Source organism: bacterium (genome assembly GCA_026708055.1).
Lineage (GTDB): Bacteria > Actinomycetota > Acidimicrobiia > Acidimicrobiales > CATQHL01 > VXNF01.
Genome location: JAPOVS010000018.1, coordinates 59657 through 74175, shown reverse-complemented (window position 1 = coordinate 74175; position 14519 = coordinate 59657). Strand labels below are relative to the sequence as shown.

General features: G+C 69.8%; 17 protein-coding genes and 1 pseudogene. 7 read left to right on the top strand and 11 right to left on the bottom strand.

The features are described 5' to 3' along the window. Positions 1–2: 2 nt before the first annotated feature. From OXG55_01850 to OXG55_01840, 3 genes are read right to left on the bottom strand one after another with little or no spacing between them, the layout of a single operon-like run. Positions 3–506, bottom strand: a complete 504-nt coding sequence (locus OXG55_01850) for an E3 binding domain-containing protein (protein MCY4101998.1) — start codon at positions 504–506, stop codon at positions 3–5. Continuing rightward, positions 503–1471 (bottom strand): pyruvate dehydrogenase complex E1 component subunit beta, encoded by a 969-nt coding sequence (locus OXG55_01845; protein ID MCY4101997.1) that lies wholly within the window; start codon positions 1469–1471, stop codon positions 503–505. Before OXG55_01845 ends, OXG55_01850 begins: the two co-directional genes overlap by 4 nt. 8 nt (positions 1472–1479) lie before the next feature. Continuing rightward, positions 1480–2457, bottom strand: a complete 978-nt coding sequence (locus OXG55_01840; GenBank protein MCY4101996.1) for a thiamine pyrophosphate-dependent dehydrogenase E1 component subunit alpha — start codon at positions 2455–2457, stop codon at positions 1480–1482. A 143-nt stretch (positions 2458–2600) separates the two neighbouring features. Here OXG55_01840 and OXG55_01835 point away from each other — a divergent pair. Then, positions 2601–2738 (top strand): annotated as a pseudogene (locus tag OXG55_01835) (SDR family oxidoreductase). A 47-nt stretch (positions 2739–2785) separates the two neighbouring features. On the opposite strand, the gene OXG55_01830 reads toward OXG55_01835, so the two are convergent. Next, entirely contained in the window at positions 2786–3262 is a 477-nt protein-coding gene (locus tag OXG55_01830) for a MaoC family dehydratase (GenBank protein ID MCY4101995.1), read from the bottom strand. A gap of 282 nt (positions 3263–3544) precedes the next feature. On the opposite strand from OXG55_01830, the gene OXG55_01825 reads away from it, so the two are divergent. The 5 genes from OXG55_01825 (at position 3545) to OXG55_01805 (ending at position 7401) form a co-directional block, all read left to right on the top strand. Then, entirely contained in the window at positions 3545–3790 is a 246-nt protein-coding gene (locus OXG55_01825; GenBank protein MCY4101994.1) for a hypothetical protein, read from the top strand. Between the two features lie 3 nt (positions 3791–3793). Continuing rightward, positions 3794–4174: a twitching motility protein PilT gene (locus OXG55_01820; protein MCY4101993.1), complete on the top strand. Its 381-nt coding sequence runs from the start codon at positions 3794–3796 to the stop codon at positions 4172–4174. 180 nt (positions 4175–4354) lie between these two features. Further along, positions 4355–5146, top strand: a complete 792-nt coding sequence (locus OXG55_01815; GenBank protein ID MCY4101992.1) for an alpha/beta fold hydrolase — start codon at positions 4355–4357, stop codon at positions 5144–5146. Positions 5147–5156: 10 nt separating this feature from the next. Beyond that, the gene (locus tag OXG55_01810) at positions 5157–5840 is read left to right on the top strand and encodes a DUF2461 domain-containing protein (GenBank protein ID MCY4101991.1); all 684 of its coding nucleotides are present in this window, start codon (positions 5157–5159) and stop codon (positions 5838–5840) included. A gap of 223 nt (positions 5841–6063) precedes the next feature. Continuing rightward, positions 6064–7401, top strand: a complete 1338-nt coding sequence (locus OXG55_01805; protein MCY4101990.1) for a DEAD/DEAH box helicase — start codon at positions 6064–6066, stop codon at positions 7399–7401. Here the strand turns inward: OXG55_01805 and OXG55_01800 are convergent. From OXG55_01800 to OXG55_01790, 3 genes are all read right to left on the bottom strand, one after another. Beyond that, the gene (locus OXG55_01800) at positions 7353–7718 is read right to left on the bottom strand and encodes an MmcQ/YjbR family DNA-binding protein (GenBank protein MCY4101989.1); all 366 of its coding nucleotides are present in this window, start codon (positions 7716–7718) and stop codon (positions 7353–7355) included. The genes OXG55_01805 and OXG55_01800 overlap by 49 nt on opposite strands. Before the next feature lie 16 nt (positions 7719–7734). Beyond that, positions 7735–8508, bottom strand: a complete 774-nt coding sequence (locus OXG55_01795; protein MCY4101988.1) for an SDR family NAD(P)-dependent oxidoreductase — start codon at positions 8506–8508, stop codon at positions 7735–7737. 81 nt (positions 8509–8589) lie between these two features. Next, on the bottom strand, positions 8590–9405 hold the full coding sequence (locus OXG55_01790; protein MCY4101987.1) for an SDR family NAD(P)-dependent oxidoreductase: 816 nt from the start codon (positions 9403–9405) through the stop codon (positions 8590–8592). Between the two features lie 52 nt (positions 9406–9457). On the opposite strand from OXG55_01790, the gene mtnA reads away from it, so the two are divergent. Next, a complete protein-coding gene (gene mtnA, locus OXG55_01785; GenBank protein MCY4101986.1) occupies positions 9458–10510 on the top strand; it encodes an S-methyl-5-thioribose-1-phosphate isomerase in 1053 nt (350 codons plus the stop codon). Between the two features lie 113 nt (positions 10511–10623). Here the strand turns inward: mtnA and OXG55_01780 are convergent, their stop codons facing one another. From OXG55_01780 to OXG55_01765, 4 genes are read right to left on the bottom strand one after another with little or no spacing between them, the layout of a single operon-like run. After that, positions 10624–10875: a MoaD/ThiS family protein gene (locus tag OXG55_01780; GenBank protein ID MCY4101985.1), complete on the bottom strand. Its 252-nt coding sequence runs from the start codon at positions 10873–10875 to the stop codon at positions 10624–10626. Next, the gene (locus OXG55_01775) at positions 10875–13127 is read right to left on the bottom strand and encodes a xanthine dehydrogenase family protein molybdopterin-binding subunit (protein MCY4101984.1); all 2253 of its coding nucleotides are present in this window, start codon (positions 13125–13127) and stop codon (positions 10875–10877) included. The genes OXG55_01780 and OXG55_01775 overlap by 1 nt, the downstream gene beginning before the upstream one ends. After that, positions 13124–13618, bottom strand: a complete 495-nt coding sequence (locus OXG55_01770) for a (2Fe-2S)-binding protein (protein MCY4101983.1) — start codon at positions 13616–13618, stop codon at positions 13124–13126. Before OXG55_01770 ends, OXG55_01775 begins: the two co-directional genes overlap by 4 nt. Continuing rightward, positions 13615–14481, bottom strand: coding sequence for a xanthine dehydrogenase family protein subunit M (locus tag OXG55_01765; GenBank protein MCY4101982.1), 867 nt, complete (start codon positions 14479–14481; stop codon positions 13615–13617). Before OXG55_01765 ends, OXG55_01770 begins: the two co-directional genes overlap by 4 nt. Positions 14482–14519: the final 38 nt, after the last annotated feature.

Below are 14519 nucleotides of genomic sequence, written 5' to 3'. Positions count from 1 at the left end.
GATCAGGCGCTTTCGGCTGCGGCCGCGGTGACGTCGTCCTCGGTGACGCGGCCGCCGGGTCCGGTACCGGCCACCGAGTCGAGGTCCACGCCAAGGTCTGCGGCCAGGCGGCGGGCGCGGGGTGTGACCTGCCGGCGGGGGCCGTCACCGGGGTCGTCATTCCGGCGAAGGCCGGAATCCATGACGGTCTTGCGCGGATCCTCGGCGGGATCCGGCTCGTCGTCGCCGACGACCGGCTCACCGGCGTCCGCCGCGGCGGCTCCTGCGGGGCCGATCACGGCCAGCAACTCGTTGACGGCGACGGTCTCGCCCTCGGGCACGAGGATGCGCTGGAGCACCCCGCCGCCGGTCGCAACCAACTCCTCGGTGACCTTCTCCGCCTCGATCTCGGCCACGACCTCGCCGGCCGCCACCTGGTCGCCCTCGCGCTTGAACCAGGTGATGATCGTGCCCTCCTGCATCCCCATGCCGAACTGGGGAAGCCGGATCTCAGTGACGGCGGTCATGCCATCAGTTGGCGGGCGGCGGCTGCGATCCGATCGGCGCTCGGGTACAGGGGGCGCTCGAGGTCGGCGCTGTAGGGGATCTGTGTGTGTGGCGTCGTCACCCGGCTGATCGGCGCCTGCAGGTCCCAGAACGCCTCCTCGGCGACGATCGCGGCCACTTCCGACGCCACCGAGCCCATCTCGTGGGCGGGATCGGCGACGACGAGCCTGCCCGTTTTCGCCACCGAGTTCAGCACCGTCCGGCGATCCAGGGACACGATCGACCGGAGGTCCACCACCTCCGCCGAGATCCCGTCGCCAGCCAGTTCCTCCGCCGCCGCCAGGGCGTGGGCGACCGCTCCCGCCAGGGCCACGACGGTGACATCGTCGCCCTCGCGCTTCACGTCGGCCTCGCCCAGCGGGACGACGTGGTCGCCGTCGGGCACCTCGCCTCGCCGGCCCCACAGGCCGCCGTCCTCGAAGCTGATCACGGGGTCGTCGTCGCGGATCGCCGCCTTGAGCATCCCCTTGGCGTCGGCAGGCGTGGCCGGCGCGATGAGCTTCAGACCGGGGATCGTCATCAGAGTGGGGTAGGGGCGGTCGGAGTGCTGAGCGGCGTTGCCGCGGTTGTAGAGCATGGGCGCCATCAGCGTGATCGGCAGCTTGGCCTGCCCGCCGTAGAGATAGGTCGACTTGGCGATGATCGAGACGAGCTGATCGAACGCCACGTACACGAACGGCGCGATCAGCATGTGCACGACCGGGCGCATGCCCACCATGGCCGCGCCGGCGCCCGCCCCGACGAAGCCGGCCTCGGAGATCGGCGTGTCGCGGATCCGCTCGTCGCCGAACTTGTCGACCAGCCCCGTGGTGGAGCCCATCAGCCCCCAGGTCACGTCCTCGCCCATCACGAAGACCGACTCGTCGCGTTCCATCTCCTCGACCAGCGCCTCGTTGAGCGCCTCGAGGTAGGTCAGTGTTCGCACAGGGCCGCTCAGCTACCGATCGGGTCGGTGAACAGGTGGGTGAAGGCGGCCTCGGGCGGAGGGGCGGGGCTCGAGCGGGCGAATTCCAGAGACTCGGCCAGTTCTGCCTCGACCTCCTTGTCGATGACGTCCAGCTCGTCGCCGTCGATGCCTCGTTCTCCCAGCGCGTCGCGGAACAGCACCAGCGGGTCGCGCTGCGTCCGCCAGTGCTCGATCTCGGCGGGGTCGCGGTAGTTCTCGATCCGGATGCCGATGGCGTGGTTGTCGAACCGGTAGGTCATGGTCTCCACCAGGCTGGGCCCCTCGCCGCGCCGGGCCCGCGCCACGGCCTCGCTGACCGCTTCGTGGACGGCGAGCACGTCTTGGCCGTCCACGGTGACACCGGGTATGCCGTAGCCCGCGGCCCGCTCCGACACCCGCTCGACCGCCATGGTCTTGTGCGCCGCGGTCAACTCGCCGTAGCCGTTGTTCTCGCACACGTAGATGGCCGGGAGCGTCCAGATCGCCGCCAGGTTCAACGACTCGTGGAACGTCCCCTGGTTCGAGGCGCCGTCACCGAAGAAGCAGAGGGTCACGCGGTCGATGCCCTGCATCTTCGAACCCAGCGCCGCTCCCGCCGCCACGGGCAGCCCCGAACCGACGATCGACGTCTCGCCGAGACTGCCCACGGAGAAGTCCGACAGGTGCATCGACCCGCCCTTGCCCTGGTTGACCCCGGTCTCCTTGCCCATCAACTCGGCCAGGAGACGGTCCAGCGCCGCTCCCTTGCCGATGGGATGTCCGTGCGAGCGGTGCGTGCCCACCATGTAGTCGTCAGGGCGAAGCGCCATGCACGCCCCGACGATCGATGCCTCCTGGCCGGTCGAAGTATGGAACGCGCCGTACAGTTCGCCGGCGAGCAGGAGTTCCTTGGTGGTGGTCTCGAACTGCCGGATACGCGACATGCGCCGGTACATCTCTCGCAGATCGTCGCCTGTGACCGTCATGGCGTGCTCCTCTTGCCGCACCTGCGGAGATCATGCTACGCCGGTCGCCGCGGGCGAGCCCCGGTGGTGCCCGGGTTCGAGCGGGGTGGCCTGCCCGGCTCCCGCTATGTTCACGGTCCGGAACTGGCGAGCGGGAGCAGGCCGCCTACAGCGCCTCGAAGGGCGGGGTCATCTCCCTCACCCGGCAGATGGCGATCGACGACGCGCCGCACAACGTCCGGGTCAACGCCATCTGTCCCGGGGTCATCGAGACCCCGCTGCTGCGTCGCTCGTGGGCGCAGGCCCGGGGCGTGGAGGAGTCCGAGGTGGACGACCTGCTGACCGTGGCTCAGGTTTCCTGGGCGGGTTCCGGCGACGCCGGCTTCAGCATCATCATCCCGACGCGTTTCACCCGCACGACCACCTCGTCTCGCTGGTTGTAGCCGAGCTGCTCGAACCAGACGATGCCGGCGTCGTCGCGGCTCTTCGACAGCCGCTTGTCGACGATCGTGGTCTCGGCCCGCAGGGTGTCGCCGTGGAACACCGGGGCGGGGAACTCGATCTTGTCGTAGCCCAGGTTCCCGATCGTGGTCCCCAACGTGGTCTCGGGGACGGTCATGCCGGCGACGAGGGCCAGGGTGAACAGGCTGTTCACGACCCGCCGCCCGTGCACCGTGGTCTTGGCGAACTCCTCGTCGAGGTGCAGCGGCTGCATGTTCATCGTCAGGGACGTGAACAGGACGTTGTCCGTCTCGGTCACCGTCCGGGTAAGGGCATGGCGGATCACCATCCCCACCTCGAGTTCCTCGTAGCACTTGCCCTGCATGGTCTCCTCCAGCAGTCGTCGATGCCAGGGAGTTTGCCGGACAATCCGTCCGCGAGTGCGAATCGAGCTGCAGGACCGTGGATTCCGGCTGCGAATGTGGTGGATGACGATCATTCCCCTGAGGCCCGGCGTCCGCCTGTGTGCGGTGAAATCGTTGAGCCTCATGCTGCCCGCCGAAGGCGAATCGGGGTTCGGGCAGTCCCCGGGCGCCGAGGTCGGAGGTGAGGAAGTTTCACCCCTTTTCGTTGCAATCGGTTGCACCCAGATACTACGATCAGGTGCATGGCTGTGCGGAAGCTCTCTGTGGCGTTGGACGAGGAGGTTGCGCAGGCGGTCGCCGACGTGGCGGCGCGCCGCGGTGTGAGCCTGTCAAAGTGGCTCAACGCCGCGGCGGAGCGCGCCCTGGTCGTCGAGGCCGGCCTCGCTGAGGTGCGGGCGTGGGAGGCCGAACACGGCGAACTCGCGTCGGAGGAGTTGGCCTGGGCCGACGACATCCTGGACGGCTCGGCTTCTCAGGTTGCCGGCTGACCGGTGGCGGGCATCACGTACGACACGGGGGCGCTGATCGCCGCCGAGCGCAGCGATGACCGCCTATGGAGGTTGCACCGCCGGGCACTGGAGCGCGGGATCGTCCCGTCGGTCCCCGCCGGAGTGCTCGCGCAGGGGTGGCGGGGTGGTCCGCAGCCGCAGATGTCCCGGTTCCTGGCGGGCTGCCGAATCGAGGATCTCGATGAGCCGAGGGCCCGCTCCGCGGGCGCGGCGTGCAGCCTGGCGGGAACATCGGACATCGTCGATGCTGCCGTGGTAGTCGGCGCGGCGGCCCGTGACGACCTCGCGGTCACGAGCGACGCTTCTGACCTGTCCCGACTCCGGCACGCGCTCGGCGTCGAGTTGCAGGTGCACGAGATCTGATCAACCGAGCGGATGTGCCGGGGATGTTCATGATGCTCCATTTCGGTCGCCGCGTTCTGGTAGCGGCAGCGATAGGGTCGCTTCGTGGGTAGTTCTCCTGCCGGTGTGCGGCCGGCTTGGGTTTCGGACGACTTTTTTCCTTTCGAGAGCCGGTTCTTCACGACTCCACGTGAACACACGATGCACTACGTCGACGAGGGTTCGGGGGAGCCGATCGTCTTCGTGCACGGCAACCCGGCTTGGTCGTTCGAGTACCGGCACCTGATCGGGGGATTGCAGTCGGAGTGCCGCTGTGTGGCTCCGGATCACATCGGCTTCGGGCTGTCCTCTCGCAGCAGCCGCAAGGAGGATCATCGCCCTCAGGCTCACGCGGAGGCGTTCGCTGCCCTGCTGGACGATCTGGACGTGCATGACGTGACGCTTTTCCTGACGGACTGGGGCGGACCTATCGGTCTCGACTTCGCCCGACGGCATCCGGATCGCGTCAAGCGACTGATCATCGCCAACACCTGGTGCTGGCCGGTGAATCGCGACCCGCACTTCTGGTTCTTCAGCCGGATGATGGCGAGCCCGGTGGGGCAGTACCTGATCAAGCGGCGCAACTTCTTCGTCAACGGCGTCATGCCCAAGGCGGTCGGGAACAGGGACGCGCTCACCGCGGACGTGATGGAGCACTACCGCCGGGCGCAGCCCTCGCCGGCCGAGCGGGCCGCCAACGCGGCGCTGCCAGGATTCATCGTCGGCGCCACCGATTGGCTCCGGGAGATCTGGGACGAGCGATCGTCCTTCGCGCACAAACCGGCGCTGGTTCTCTGGGGATCGAAAGACATCGCCTTCCGGGCGAAGGAACGCGACCGTTGGTGTTCGGAACTGACTGACAGCGCGGTGCACGAGTTTCCAGACTGCGGTCACTTCCTCGCCGAGGAGGCGCCCGAGCGGATCCTGCCGCTGCTGCGGGCGTTCATGCGGTAGAACCGCGGCCGTGCAGTCCCATTTCACACCCGAGCTGTTCGAGTTCCTGCTGGAGCTGCGGGCCAACAACGATCGTGACTGGTTCGGTGAGAACAAGGCTCGCTACGAGCGGCACGTGAAGGAGCCGCTGCTGGCGTTCATCGAGGACTTCGAGCCGTACCTGCACTCCATCAGCGAGCACTTCGTGGCCGATGCGCGGGCCAACGGCGGCTCCATGTTCCGGATCTACCGGGACGTGCGGTTCTCCAAGGACAAGTCCCCCTACAAGACCCAGGCGGCGGCGCACTTCCGTCACGAGGTCGGCAAGTCGGTGCATGCGCCCGGGTTCTACCTGCATCTGGAGCCCGGCCTGGTCTTCGCCGGGGTCGGCCTGTGGCGGCCCGACTCAGCGGCCCTGGGGAGGATCCGCGAGTGCATCGTCGACGATCCCGCCGCTTGGGAGGCTGCTACAGGGGATCCCGGGTTCGTCGAGGAGTTCGACCTGGAAGGGGAATCGCTGAAGCGGCCACCGAAAGGGTTCGACCCCGAGCACCCGCTCATCGAGGATCTCAGGCGCAAGGACCACGTGGCCATGTGCATGTTCGACGAGGACGAGGCCACCGCCCCCGGCTTCATTGACGTCTTCGCCGACGCCTGCCGCACGTCAGGGCCCTACATGGAGTTCCTCACGAGAGCTGTCGGCCTGCCGTACTAGCGGCGAGCGAGGGCGGCCGGCGCGGGGGTTCGCCGGGGGTCCGGAGGACTTGGCGCTGGAGCGGGTATCCTGTAGTGACCGGCCGGAGTATCCGGTCGTTGGGCGCACAGTTCGCTTTCCATGATTGATTCTGTGTGAGCCACCCAACCGCGGTGCCGCCACATCAACGAGTTCAGGCACTCGCGGCAACCTGACGGCCCGCGTGGCGCGGGCAAGGAGCATCATGTCCACCTCTTTCGCCCAGTTGGGCGTACCCGAATCGATCTGCCGCGCCCTGCAGCGCGGCGGCATTCACGTACCATTCGAGATCCAGGCGGCCACCATGGCCGACGCTCTCGCCGGCCGCGACGTCTGCGGTCGGGCACCCACCGGATCGGGCAAGACCATTGCCTTCGGTATCCCCCTCGTCGTCAATGCGGGCCGTGCCCGCTCCAAGCGACCGACGGCACTCGTCCTGTCACCCACCCGCGAGCTGGCCGAGCAGATCGCGACCGACCTGCGCACCTTCGCCGGTGACGTCCGGGTCGGCGTGGTCTACGGAGGGGTCGGCTACGGCCCGCAGCTGAAGCGCCTGCGCGACGGCGTCGAGATCCTCGTGGCCTGCCCCGGCCGCCTCGAGGACCTCATCGACCAGGGCGCCGTGAGCCTGCACGACGTGGACCTCGCGGTCATCGACGAGGCGGACCGCCTGTCCGACATGGGATTCCTCCCCGCCGTGCGGCGTCTCCTGGACCAGACGGCCAGGGACCGCCAGACCTTCCTGTTCTCCGCGACTCTCGACGGTGACGTGAAGACGCTCACCCGCGACTACCAGTACGAGCCGGTCACGCACGCCGTCGGCGCTGAGACGCCCGACGTGATCGCCGCCGATCATCGGTTCTGGCAGGTCAACAAGGCTGAGCGAGTCGCTGCCTGCGCGCAGGTGATCAACGCGGTGGGGCAGACGATCGTGTTCTGCCGGACCCGGCACGGTTCGGACCGTTTGACCCGCCAACTCTCCCAGCGCGGCATCCGCGCCGCGGCGATACACGGCGGCCACCCGCAGCAACGGCGGACGCGCTCGCTCCGGCAGTTCACCGACGGCCATGTGCAGGCGCTCGTCGCCACCGACGTGGCCGCTCGGGGAATCCACGTGGAGGATGTGGCGTCGGTCGTCCATTTCGACCCGCCGGAGGACCACAAGACGTACCTGCACCGCTCGGGTCGCACGGCCCGCGCCGGCCGGGGCGGTCTCGTGGTGTCCCTGCTCCAGCCGGAGCAGATGGGCGACTCGAGGCGGATGCAGCGCCGGCTCGGCCTGGCGGAGCCCATCACGTTGCCGGATGCGGGCGATTTGCCGACTGCGCCTGGCGCGGCCTCTGCACGTGCTGCCGACTCGCCGGTCTACAACGGCCGGGAGTCGAACGGACACGGGGGCCGGAATAGCGAGTCGGCTCGCAACGGCCGGGAGCCGAGCGCTCACGCGGCTCGAAACGGCCAGGGCGCTCCCGGTGGGCAGCGGGGTCGAAACGGTCAGCGGTCGAGCCGGCGGAGCAGGGCGTCCGGGGCGCGACGGCGGTAGCTGTCCTCCAGCCACTCGGCCAAGTCCTCGAGGTCGACCTCGCCGAGCCGGATGAGCATCGCGCCGTAGCCCTCGTAGTGCGGCGTGGAGAACAGCACGTTCGGGAAGCTCTCCAGCAGGGACTCCTTGGCCTCGGGTTCGCAGAACACCACGAGGACCTCGGAGTCGTGAACGTCGTCGCGGTTGTACTCCCGCTCGCTCCACATCCGGCAGAACCCTTTGCCCCGCACCTTCAGCGCCGCGGTGCCGTAGAACGTCCCCTCGGTCACCTCCGGCAACCGCATGCCCAACCGGTGCACGTCCTCAAAGGTGGCCATGTTCGAGTCGCGCCGGCTAGTAGGGAGTTTCGCCGGCGTCGATGTTGATGGCCTGGCCGCGGATGATGGTGGCGTCAGTCGAGAGCAGGAAGGCGACGACTCGTCCGACCTCGATCGGCGCGACCTTGCGGCCGATCTGGGGAAGGGCCATGCCGGCCAGGATGTCCTCGGGGTCGCCGCCCTGGTGTTCGGCCAGCCAGTCGGCCACGCCGGCCAGCATCGGGGTGTCGACCGCGCCAGGGCAGACGGCGTTCACGTTGATGTCGAAGGGTGCCCACTCGGTTGCCAGCGACCGCGTCAGGTTGATGACGGCTGCCTTGGAGGCGTTGTAGCCGGCCATGTTCGGGAAGCCGACCTTGCCGCAGTTGGATGCCACGTTGACGATTGCAGCCTGATCGGACGCGGTCAGATGCTCCAGGGCGGCCCGGCAAACCCGGAAGACACCCGTCACGTTGATGTCGAGTTCGCGAGCCCAGGCCGCGCTTGTGGCGTGGCGAGCCTCGTTCATCTCGATCACCCCGGCGTTGTTGACCACGCCGTCGAGGCGACCGAAGTGATCCACGGTGGCCGCAATGGTCTCCTGGACGCTGCTGTCGGAGCCCACATCGCAGCAAACCGCCAGTGTGCACCGGCCGTCGGGGTCGATGCGGCGGGCGGTCATGTGGGTTGCTTCGAGGTCGAGGTCGGCGAGCGCAACCGATCCGCCGGCCTCGACGAGCGCCTCGGCGATCCCGGCGCCGATTCCCCCCGCAGCGCCGGTCACGATGTAGACGCGATCAGCGAGGCTCATGGCGCCGAGACCGCAGTCGGGGGCGCGGTGGAGTCGACCCGCGTGGCTGGGATCGGGCGCTGCTTGCAGGGACCCATCGACTCACCAGGTGGTGTTCGTGAGGACGCCGCCGTCGACCAGCAGGTCGGTGCCGGTGATCCAGCGGGACAGGTCCGAGCAGAGGAACACGCAGGCGTCGCCCACGTCCTCCGGGGTGCCGAGGCGTTCCAGCGGAGCGGCCGCGAGGTAGCGGTGGACCCCCTCGGGCCAGTCGTCCACCAGGCCCGGCCGGTCGATGAGTCCCGGCGACACCGTGTTGACGCGGATGCCGTCGGGGCCGTACATCAGCGCCGCCGCCCGGGCGTGCATCACCAGGGCGGCCTTCGAGGTTGCGTAGTGGCCGTGCATGACGGTCGGGTGGCGGGCCTCGATGGAGGCGATGTGGACGATCGAGCCGCTGCCGGGGTCCGAGTTCCGGCGCATCGCTGCCGCCGCCAGCTGCGTCAGCCGGTGCGTGGCGGTGACGTTGATATCCATCATGTCGGTGAACTGCTGGTCGGTGAGGGTGTCGAAGCGGGCGATCGGCTGGGCGCCGGCGTTGTTCACGAGACCGTCGAGGCGCCCGTGCAGTCCCAGCGTCTCCTCGATCACGCTGGGTGGGCCGTCGGGTGTCGTCAGATCGGCGCGCACGGTGGCGACCGGTGTGCCGTCGGGATAGCGGAGGTGATCGGTGGGGGAGTTGCGGGTGTGCGCCACGACGGTGGCGCCGGTCGCTGCGAACCGGCGCACGATCCCGCTACCGATGCCGCTGCCGACGATCCTGCCGACACTCTCGCCTCCGCCGCCGCCGGCGCCGGTGACCAGCATCACCCGCCCGGTCAGGTCGATCATGGCGGCGGGGGAGTCGGTGTCTGTCACGATGGGTGTCTACCGTGGGACACGGAAAAACCGTCGGCGCAGTGAGGTTGGCATGCAGGATCTGGGTGAGCGGAGCCTGGACTGGGCGGACGACCGCATCCTGATGGTCGATCAGACCCGGCTGCCCGATGCCTACGAGATTCTGGAGGTCGACGATGTTGCGGATCTCGTCGACGCCATCCGGTGCCTGGCGGTGCGGGGTGCCCCGGTGATCGGCGTGGCGGGCGGCTTCGGGGTGGTTCTCGCTGCCCGGCAGCACGGTGCTGGGACCGACGAGTTCCAGGAGGCGGTGGAGTCGATCCGCACGGCTCGCCCCACCGCCGTGAACCTCGCCCGGATGGTCGACCGCGTGGCGGCGCGCGCCCTCGACGGCCCCGAGGCCCTGCTGGAAGAGGCGCTCGCCGTGCGGGACGAAGAGGTTGCCGCCTCGTTGTCGATGGGTCGCCGCGGGGCGGCGCTCGTCGAGGAGTTGGTGACCGAGCCCGACGCCGTGACGGCGCTTACGATCTGCAACACCGGTGGGCTCGCCGCTGCCGGGCGGGGCACCGCCTTGGGTGTGATCCGTACGATCCACGAGCAGGGACGCCTGGCGCTGGCGATCGCCACCGAGACCCGCCCGCTGCTGCAGGGCGCCCGGCTGACGGCCTGGGAGCTCGAGCGCATGGGCGCCCCCTACCGCGTGATCGTCGATGCCGCCGGCCCGGCCTTGCTGTCCCGGGGCATGGCCGATGTCGTCCTCACCGGCGCCGATCGCATCGCCGCCAACGGCGACACCGCCAACAAGATCGGCACGTTCTCCCTGGCGCTGGCAGCGCGCTACGCCTCGGTCCCGTTCGTGGTCGTGGCGCCCGAGTCAACAGTCGACATGGACACCCCGTCGGGCGACGCCATCCGGATCGAGGACCGCGGAGCCGACGAGGTCGTGAACGTCCGCGGCACGCCGATCACCCCCGAGGGCACCGGGGCCCTCAACCCCGCATTCGACGTCACCCCGGCGGAACTCATCACGGCCATCGTCACCGACCGCCGGGTCGTGCGCCTCGACCGGGGCGAGACCCTGACCTCCGTGTCACCGGGAGACCCGGCCACCGATACCGGCGGTTGAGCCACCCCGCGAGGGAGAGGGCGCCGGGGGCCGGCCGGCGGAGCGATTTCGCCAGACGCTCCCGACGACGGCCACCGCCGCCCCCGACCGGGCGACCGCGAGGGGAGCCCTCCTCAGCCGCCGGCGAGCGGTGTGATGAAGTGCACCTCGGCGTCGGGCGGAACCGGTTCGTACACCGGGTCGGGGATGATGTCGCCGTCGATTGCGATCGCCGTGGCGGAGGTGGCGTCGAGGTGTGCCCGGATCCCCGGGAACATCTCCTCCAGCTTGCGCAGCAGTTCCCGCACCGTGGCGGCCTCCACCTCCGCCTGCGCCACGCCGCCGGTGAGACGGCGCTGGTTGGAGCTGAAGTGGACGTGCGCCATCAGCCCCCGTCGCCGTTGCCGGAGGTGATCGCCGCTAGCACCCGCGGCGGCGACATCGGGAGCTCGCGGATGCGCACGCCGACGGCGTCGTGGATGGCGTTGGCGAGGGCCGGTATCGGTGGCACGATGCCGACCTCGCCCACACCGCGCACGCCGTACGGGTGGTTCGGGTTGGGCACCTCCACGATGATGGTCTCGATCATCGGCAGGTCCGACGCCACAGGGATGCGGTAGTCCAGGAATCCGGGGTTCTCCATGACGCCGTCGGCGTCGTGGATGTACTCCTCGTTCAGGGCCCAGCCGATGCCCTGTACCACGCCGCCCTGCATCTGGCCCTCGACGTAGTCGGGGTGGATGGCGGTACCGGCGTCCTGAGCGGTCGTGTAGCGCTCCACGGTCACCCGGCCGGTCTCGTCGTCGACCGATACGTCGGTCACCTGTGCCGAGAAAGCGGGACCGGCGCCCCGGGCGTTGAGCGAGGCGGTGGCTCCAAGGGGCCCGCCGGTGCGGCCCGCCTCGGCGGTGATGGCGGCCAGCGCCAGCGGATCGTGCTCGCCGCCGCTGTGCGTGGCCTGACCGTCAGCCCATTCCACTTCGTCGACGTCGCATTCCCACATCCGGGCGGCGCGTCCCCGAAGCTGGCCCTTCAAGTCACGGCAGGCCTCCACGACGGCCATGCCGGTGGCGAACGTGGCGCGGCTGCCCTCGGTGACGTCGGTGAAGCCCACCACCTCCGTGTCACCCACCACCGGCTGGATGGAATGCACGTCGATCCCCAGCTCCTCGGCGGCCATCAGCGCCATGGAGGCCCGGCTGCCGCCAATGTCGGGGCTGCCGGTCACGACGGTCGCGGTGCCGTTCTCGTTCAGGTTCACCGTGGCGCTGGACGCCTCGCCGATGTTGAACCAGAACCCGCTGGCCACGCCGCGTCCGCGGCCGGGCGCCGGTTCGCTGCGGTAGTGCTCGCTGTCGCGGATGGCCTCCAGGCACTCCTGCAGCCCGATCGCGGACCACTTCGGGCCGTAGGGTGCCCGGTCGCCCTCGCCGGGACAGTTCAGGAGACGCAGGTCGATGGGGTCCATGTCCAGGCGCCGAGCCAGTTCGTCCACGAGTGTGTCGGTGGCGAAGGCGGCCATCGGCGCCGACGGGGCCCGGTAGGCGACGTTCACGGGCTTGTTCAGGACGACCTCGAAGCCTTCGATCAGGAAATCTCCCACGTTGTAGGGCGTCACGACGCACATGCAGCCCAGCATCGCCCAGGGGCCCGGGAAGGCGCCGCTCTCGTAGGCCAGCCAGGCCTTGGCCGCGGTGATCCTGCCGTCGTTCGTGGCGCCCAGCGTGACCCGTATCACCGAGCCCGGCGTCGGGCCGGTCGCCCGGAACACCTCGTCACGGGTCATCACCAGCTTGACCGGGCGTCCCGCCCGGGCCGACAGTTCCACGGCCAGCGGCTCCAGGTAGATGGTGGTCTTGCCGCCGAAGCCGCCGCCGATCTCCGCCGGGATCACCTTGATGCGCGACGTGTCCCAGCCCAGCATGGCGGCAGTCTGCGAGCGCACCCGGAAGTGCCCCTGCGAGGAGCACCAGATGACCGTCTTGCCGTCCTGGCCCGTGTCGGCCACACAGGCGTGCGGCTCGATGTAGCCCTGGTGGACCGCCTTGGTGATGAACTCGCCCTCCACGACGACGTCGGCTGCGGCGAGCGCCTCCTCCACGTCGCCGCGCTCGTAGCAGGTGCGGTTGGCGACGTTGGAGGGCTCACTCGGTGCGGGGTCGACGCCGGTGGTGATGATGTCGTCGTGCAGCAGTGGCGCATCGGGCGCCATCGCCCCGAGGATGTCGAGGACGTGGGGGAGTACCTCGTAGGTGACCTCGATGGCCTCTGCCGCGTCCCTGGCCTGGCGGCGCGTGGAAGCCGCCACGGCGGCGACGGCGTGGCCCTCGTACAGCACTTTGTCACGGGCCATGAGGTTGCGCGTCGTGTTCCGCTCGGGGTCGTCGGCGGGGAGGTCGGGGAAGTCCGCGCCTGTGATGATCGCCCGCACGCCGGGCATGGCCGCGGCCTTCGAAGTGTCGATGGAGACGATCCGGGCGTGGGCGTGCGGCGAGCGCAGGATGTGGCCGTGCAGCATGCCCGGCAGCACCAGATCGGCCGCGAAGCGGGCCTTGCCGACGACCTTCTCGAGGCCGTCGTGGCGCACCGGGCGCGTGCCGACGTAGCGGTAGGTCGGTCGTTGCTCCGTGATGGTCATCCCGCCACCTCCTCCTTCTCCTGCTGCATGACGGCTGCGGCTGCCAGCACCGAGCGGACGATCTTGTCGTATCCCGTGCAGCGGCACAGGTTGCCCGCCAGGCCGTAGCGCACCTCGGTCTCGGTCGGGTCGGGGTTGTGGTCCAGCAGCGCCTTGGCCGCCACCAGGAAGCCCGGCGTGCAGATGCCGCACTGCAGGGCGGCCCCCTCCAGGAAGCACTGCTGCAGCGGGTGCAGGTCGTCGCCGGCGGCGATGCCCTCGACGGTGACGATCGTGGCGCCGTCGGCCTCGGGGGCGAAGACGAGGCACGAACACTGCAGCCGGCCGTCCATGATGATCGAGCAGGCGCCGCAGTCGCCGGTGCCGCAGCCCTCCTTGGCGCCCATGAGGCGCACCTCGTCGCGCAGCGCATCCAGCAGGGACTCACCGGCGTCGCACAGGAACTCGACGTCGTCGCCGTTGATGTTGCAGCTCACATGGGTGCGGCTCACCGCCCACCTCCGTTCCCGGCCCGTCCGGCCGCTTCCAGGACGGCTCGCTTGGCGAGCACACCCGCCACCTGCCGCCGGTAGGTGATCGTGCCGCGCTTGTCGTCGATGGGGCTGGCGGCGTCGGCGCAGGCGGCCGCGACCGTGGCCAGGACGCCGTCGCTGATCGGCCCTCCCACGAGTGCCTCGGTGGCCGCCGGTACCAGCACGACCGTCGGCGCCACCGCGCCCAACGCGATCACCGCATCGGTGCAGTTGCCGTCGGGGTCGAGGGCGATGCGCGCCGCGGCGCCGACGACGGCGATGTCCATCTCGGTGCGCGGGATCAGGCGCAGGTAGGCGTCGGAGGTCCGGGGGGGCGGCCGGTCGATCTCGAATTCCACGACGAACTCGCCGGCGGCCAGGGAGGTCCGCCCGGGACCTGTCGGGACGTCGACGACCGCTGCGGTGCGCTCGCCGCCGGGCCCGGCGATCACGGCGCGGGCGCCGTTGACGATGAGGGCCGGCACGGAGTCGGCGGCCGGTGAGGCGTTGCAGAGATTGCCGCCGAGGCTCGCCCGGTTCTGGATCTGGTCGGACCCGATCAGACCCCCGGCGTAGACGAGGCCGGGCAGGTCGGCGGCGAGCGCGGCGTTGGCGGTCAGGTCCGACGTCGGGGCCGCCGCGCCGATCCGCCACGTCCCGTCGTCGAGCGACACGTCCATCAGCCGGGCGATCTTCTTGACGTCGATGGCGACGCTGGGATCCGGCCGCCCGGCGCGCATCTGGGGAACGAGGTCGGTGGCTCCTGCGAAGACGCGGGCGTCGGGGTCGCCGGCGAGCAGTTCCACCACCTCCGCCACCGATGTGGGTGCGACGTATCTCACGAGTGCTTCTCCCTCACGGCGGGTCTCCCTCCGGGTGT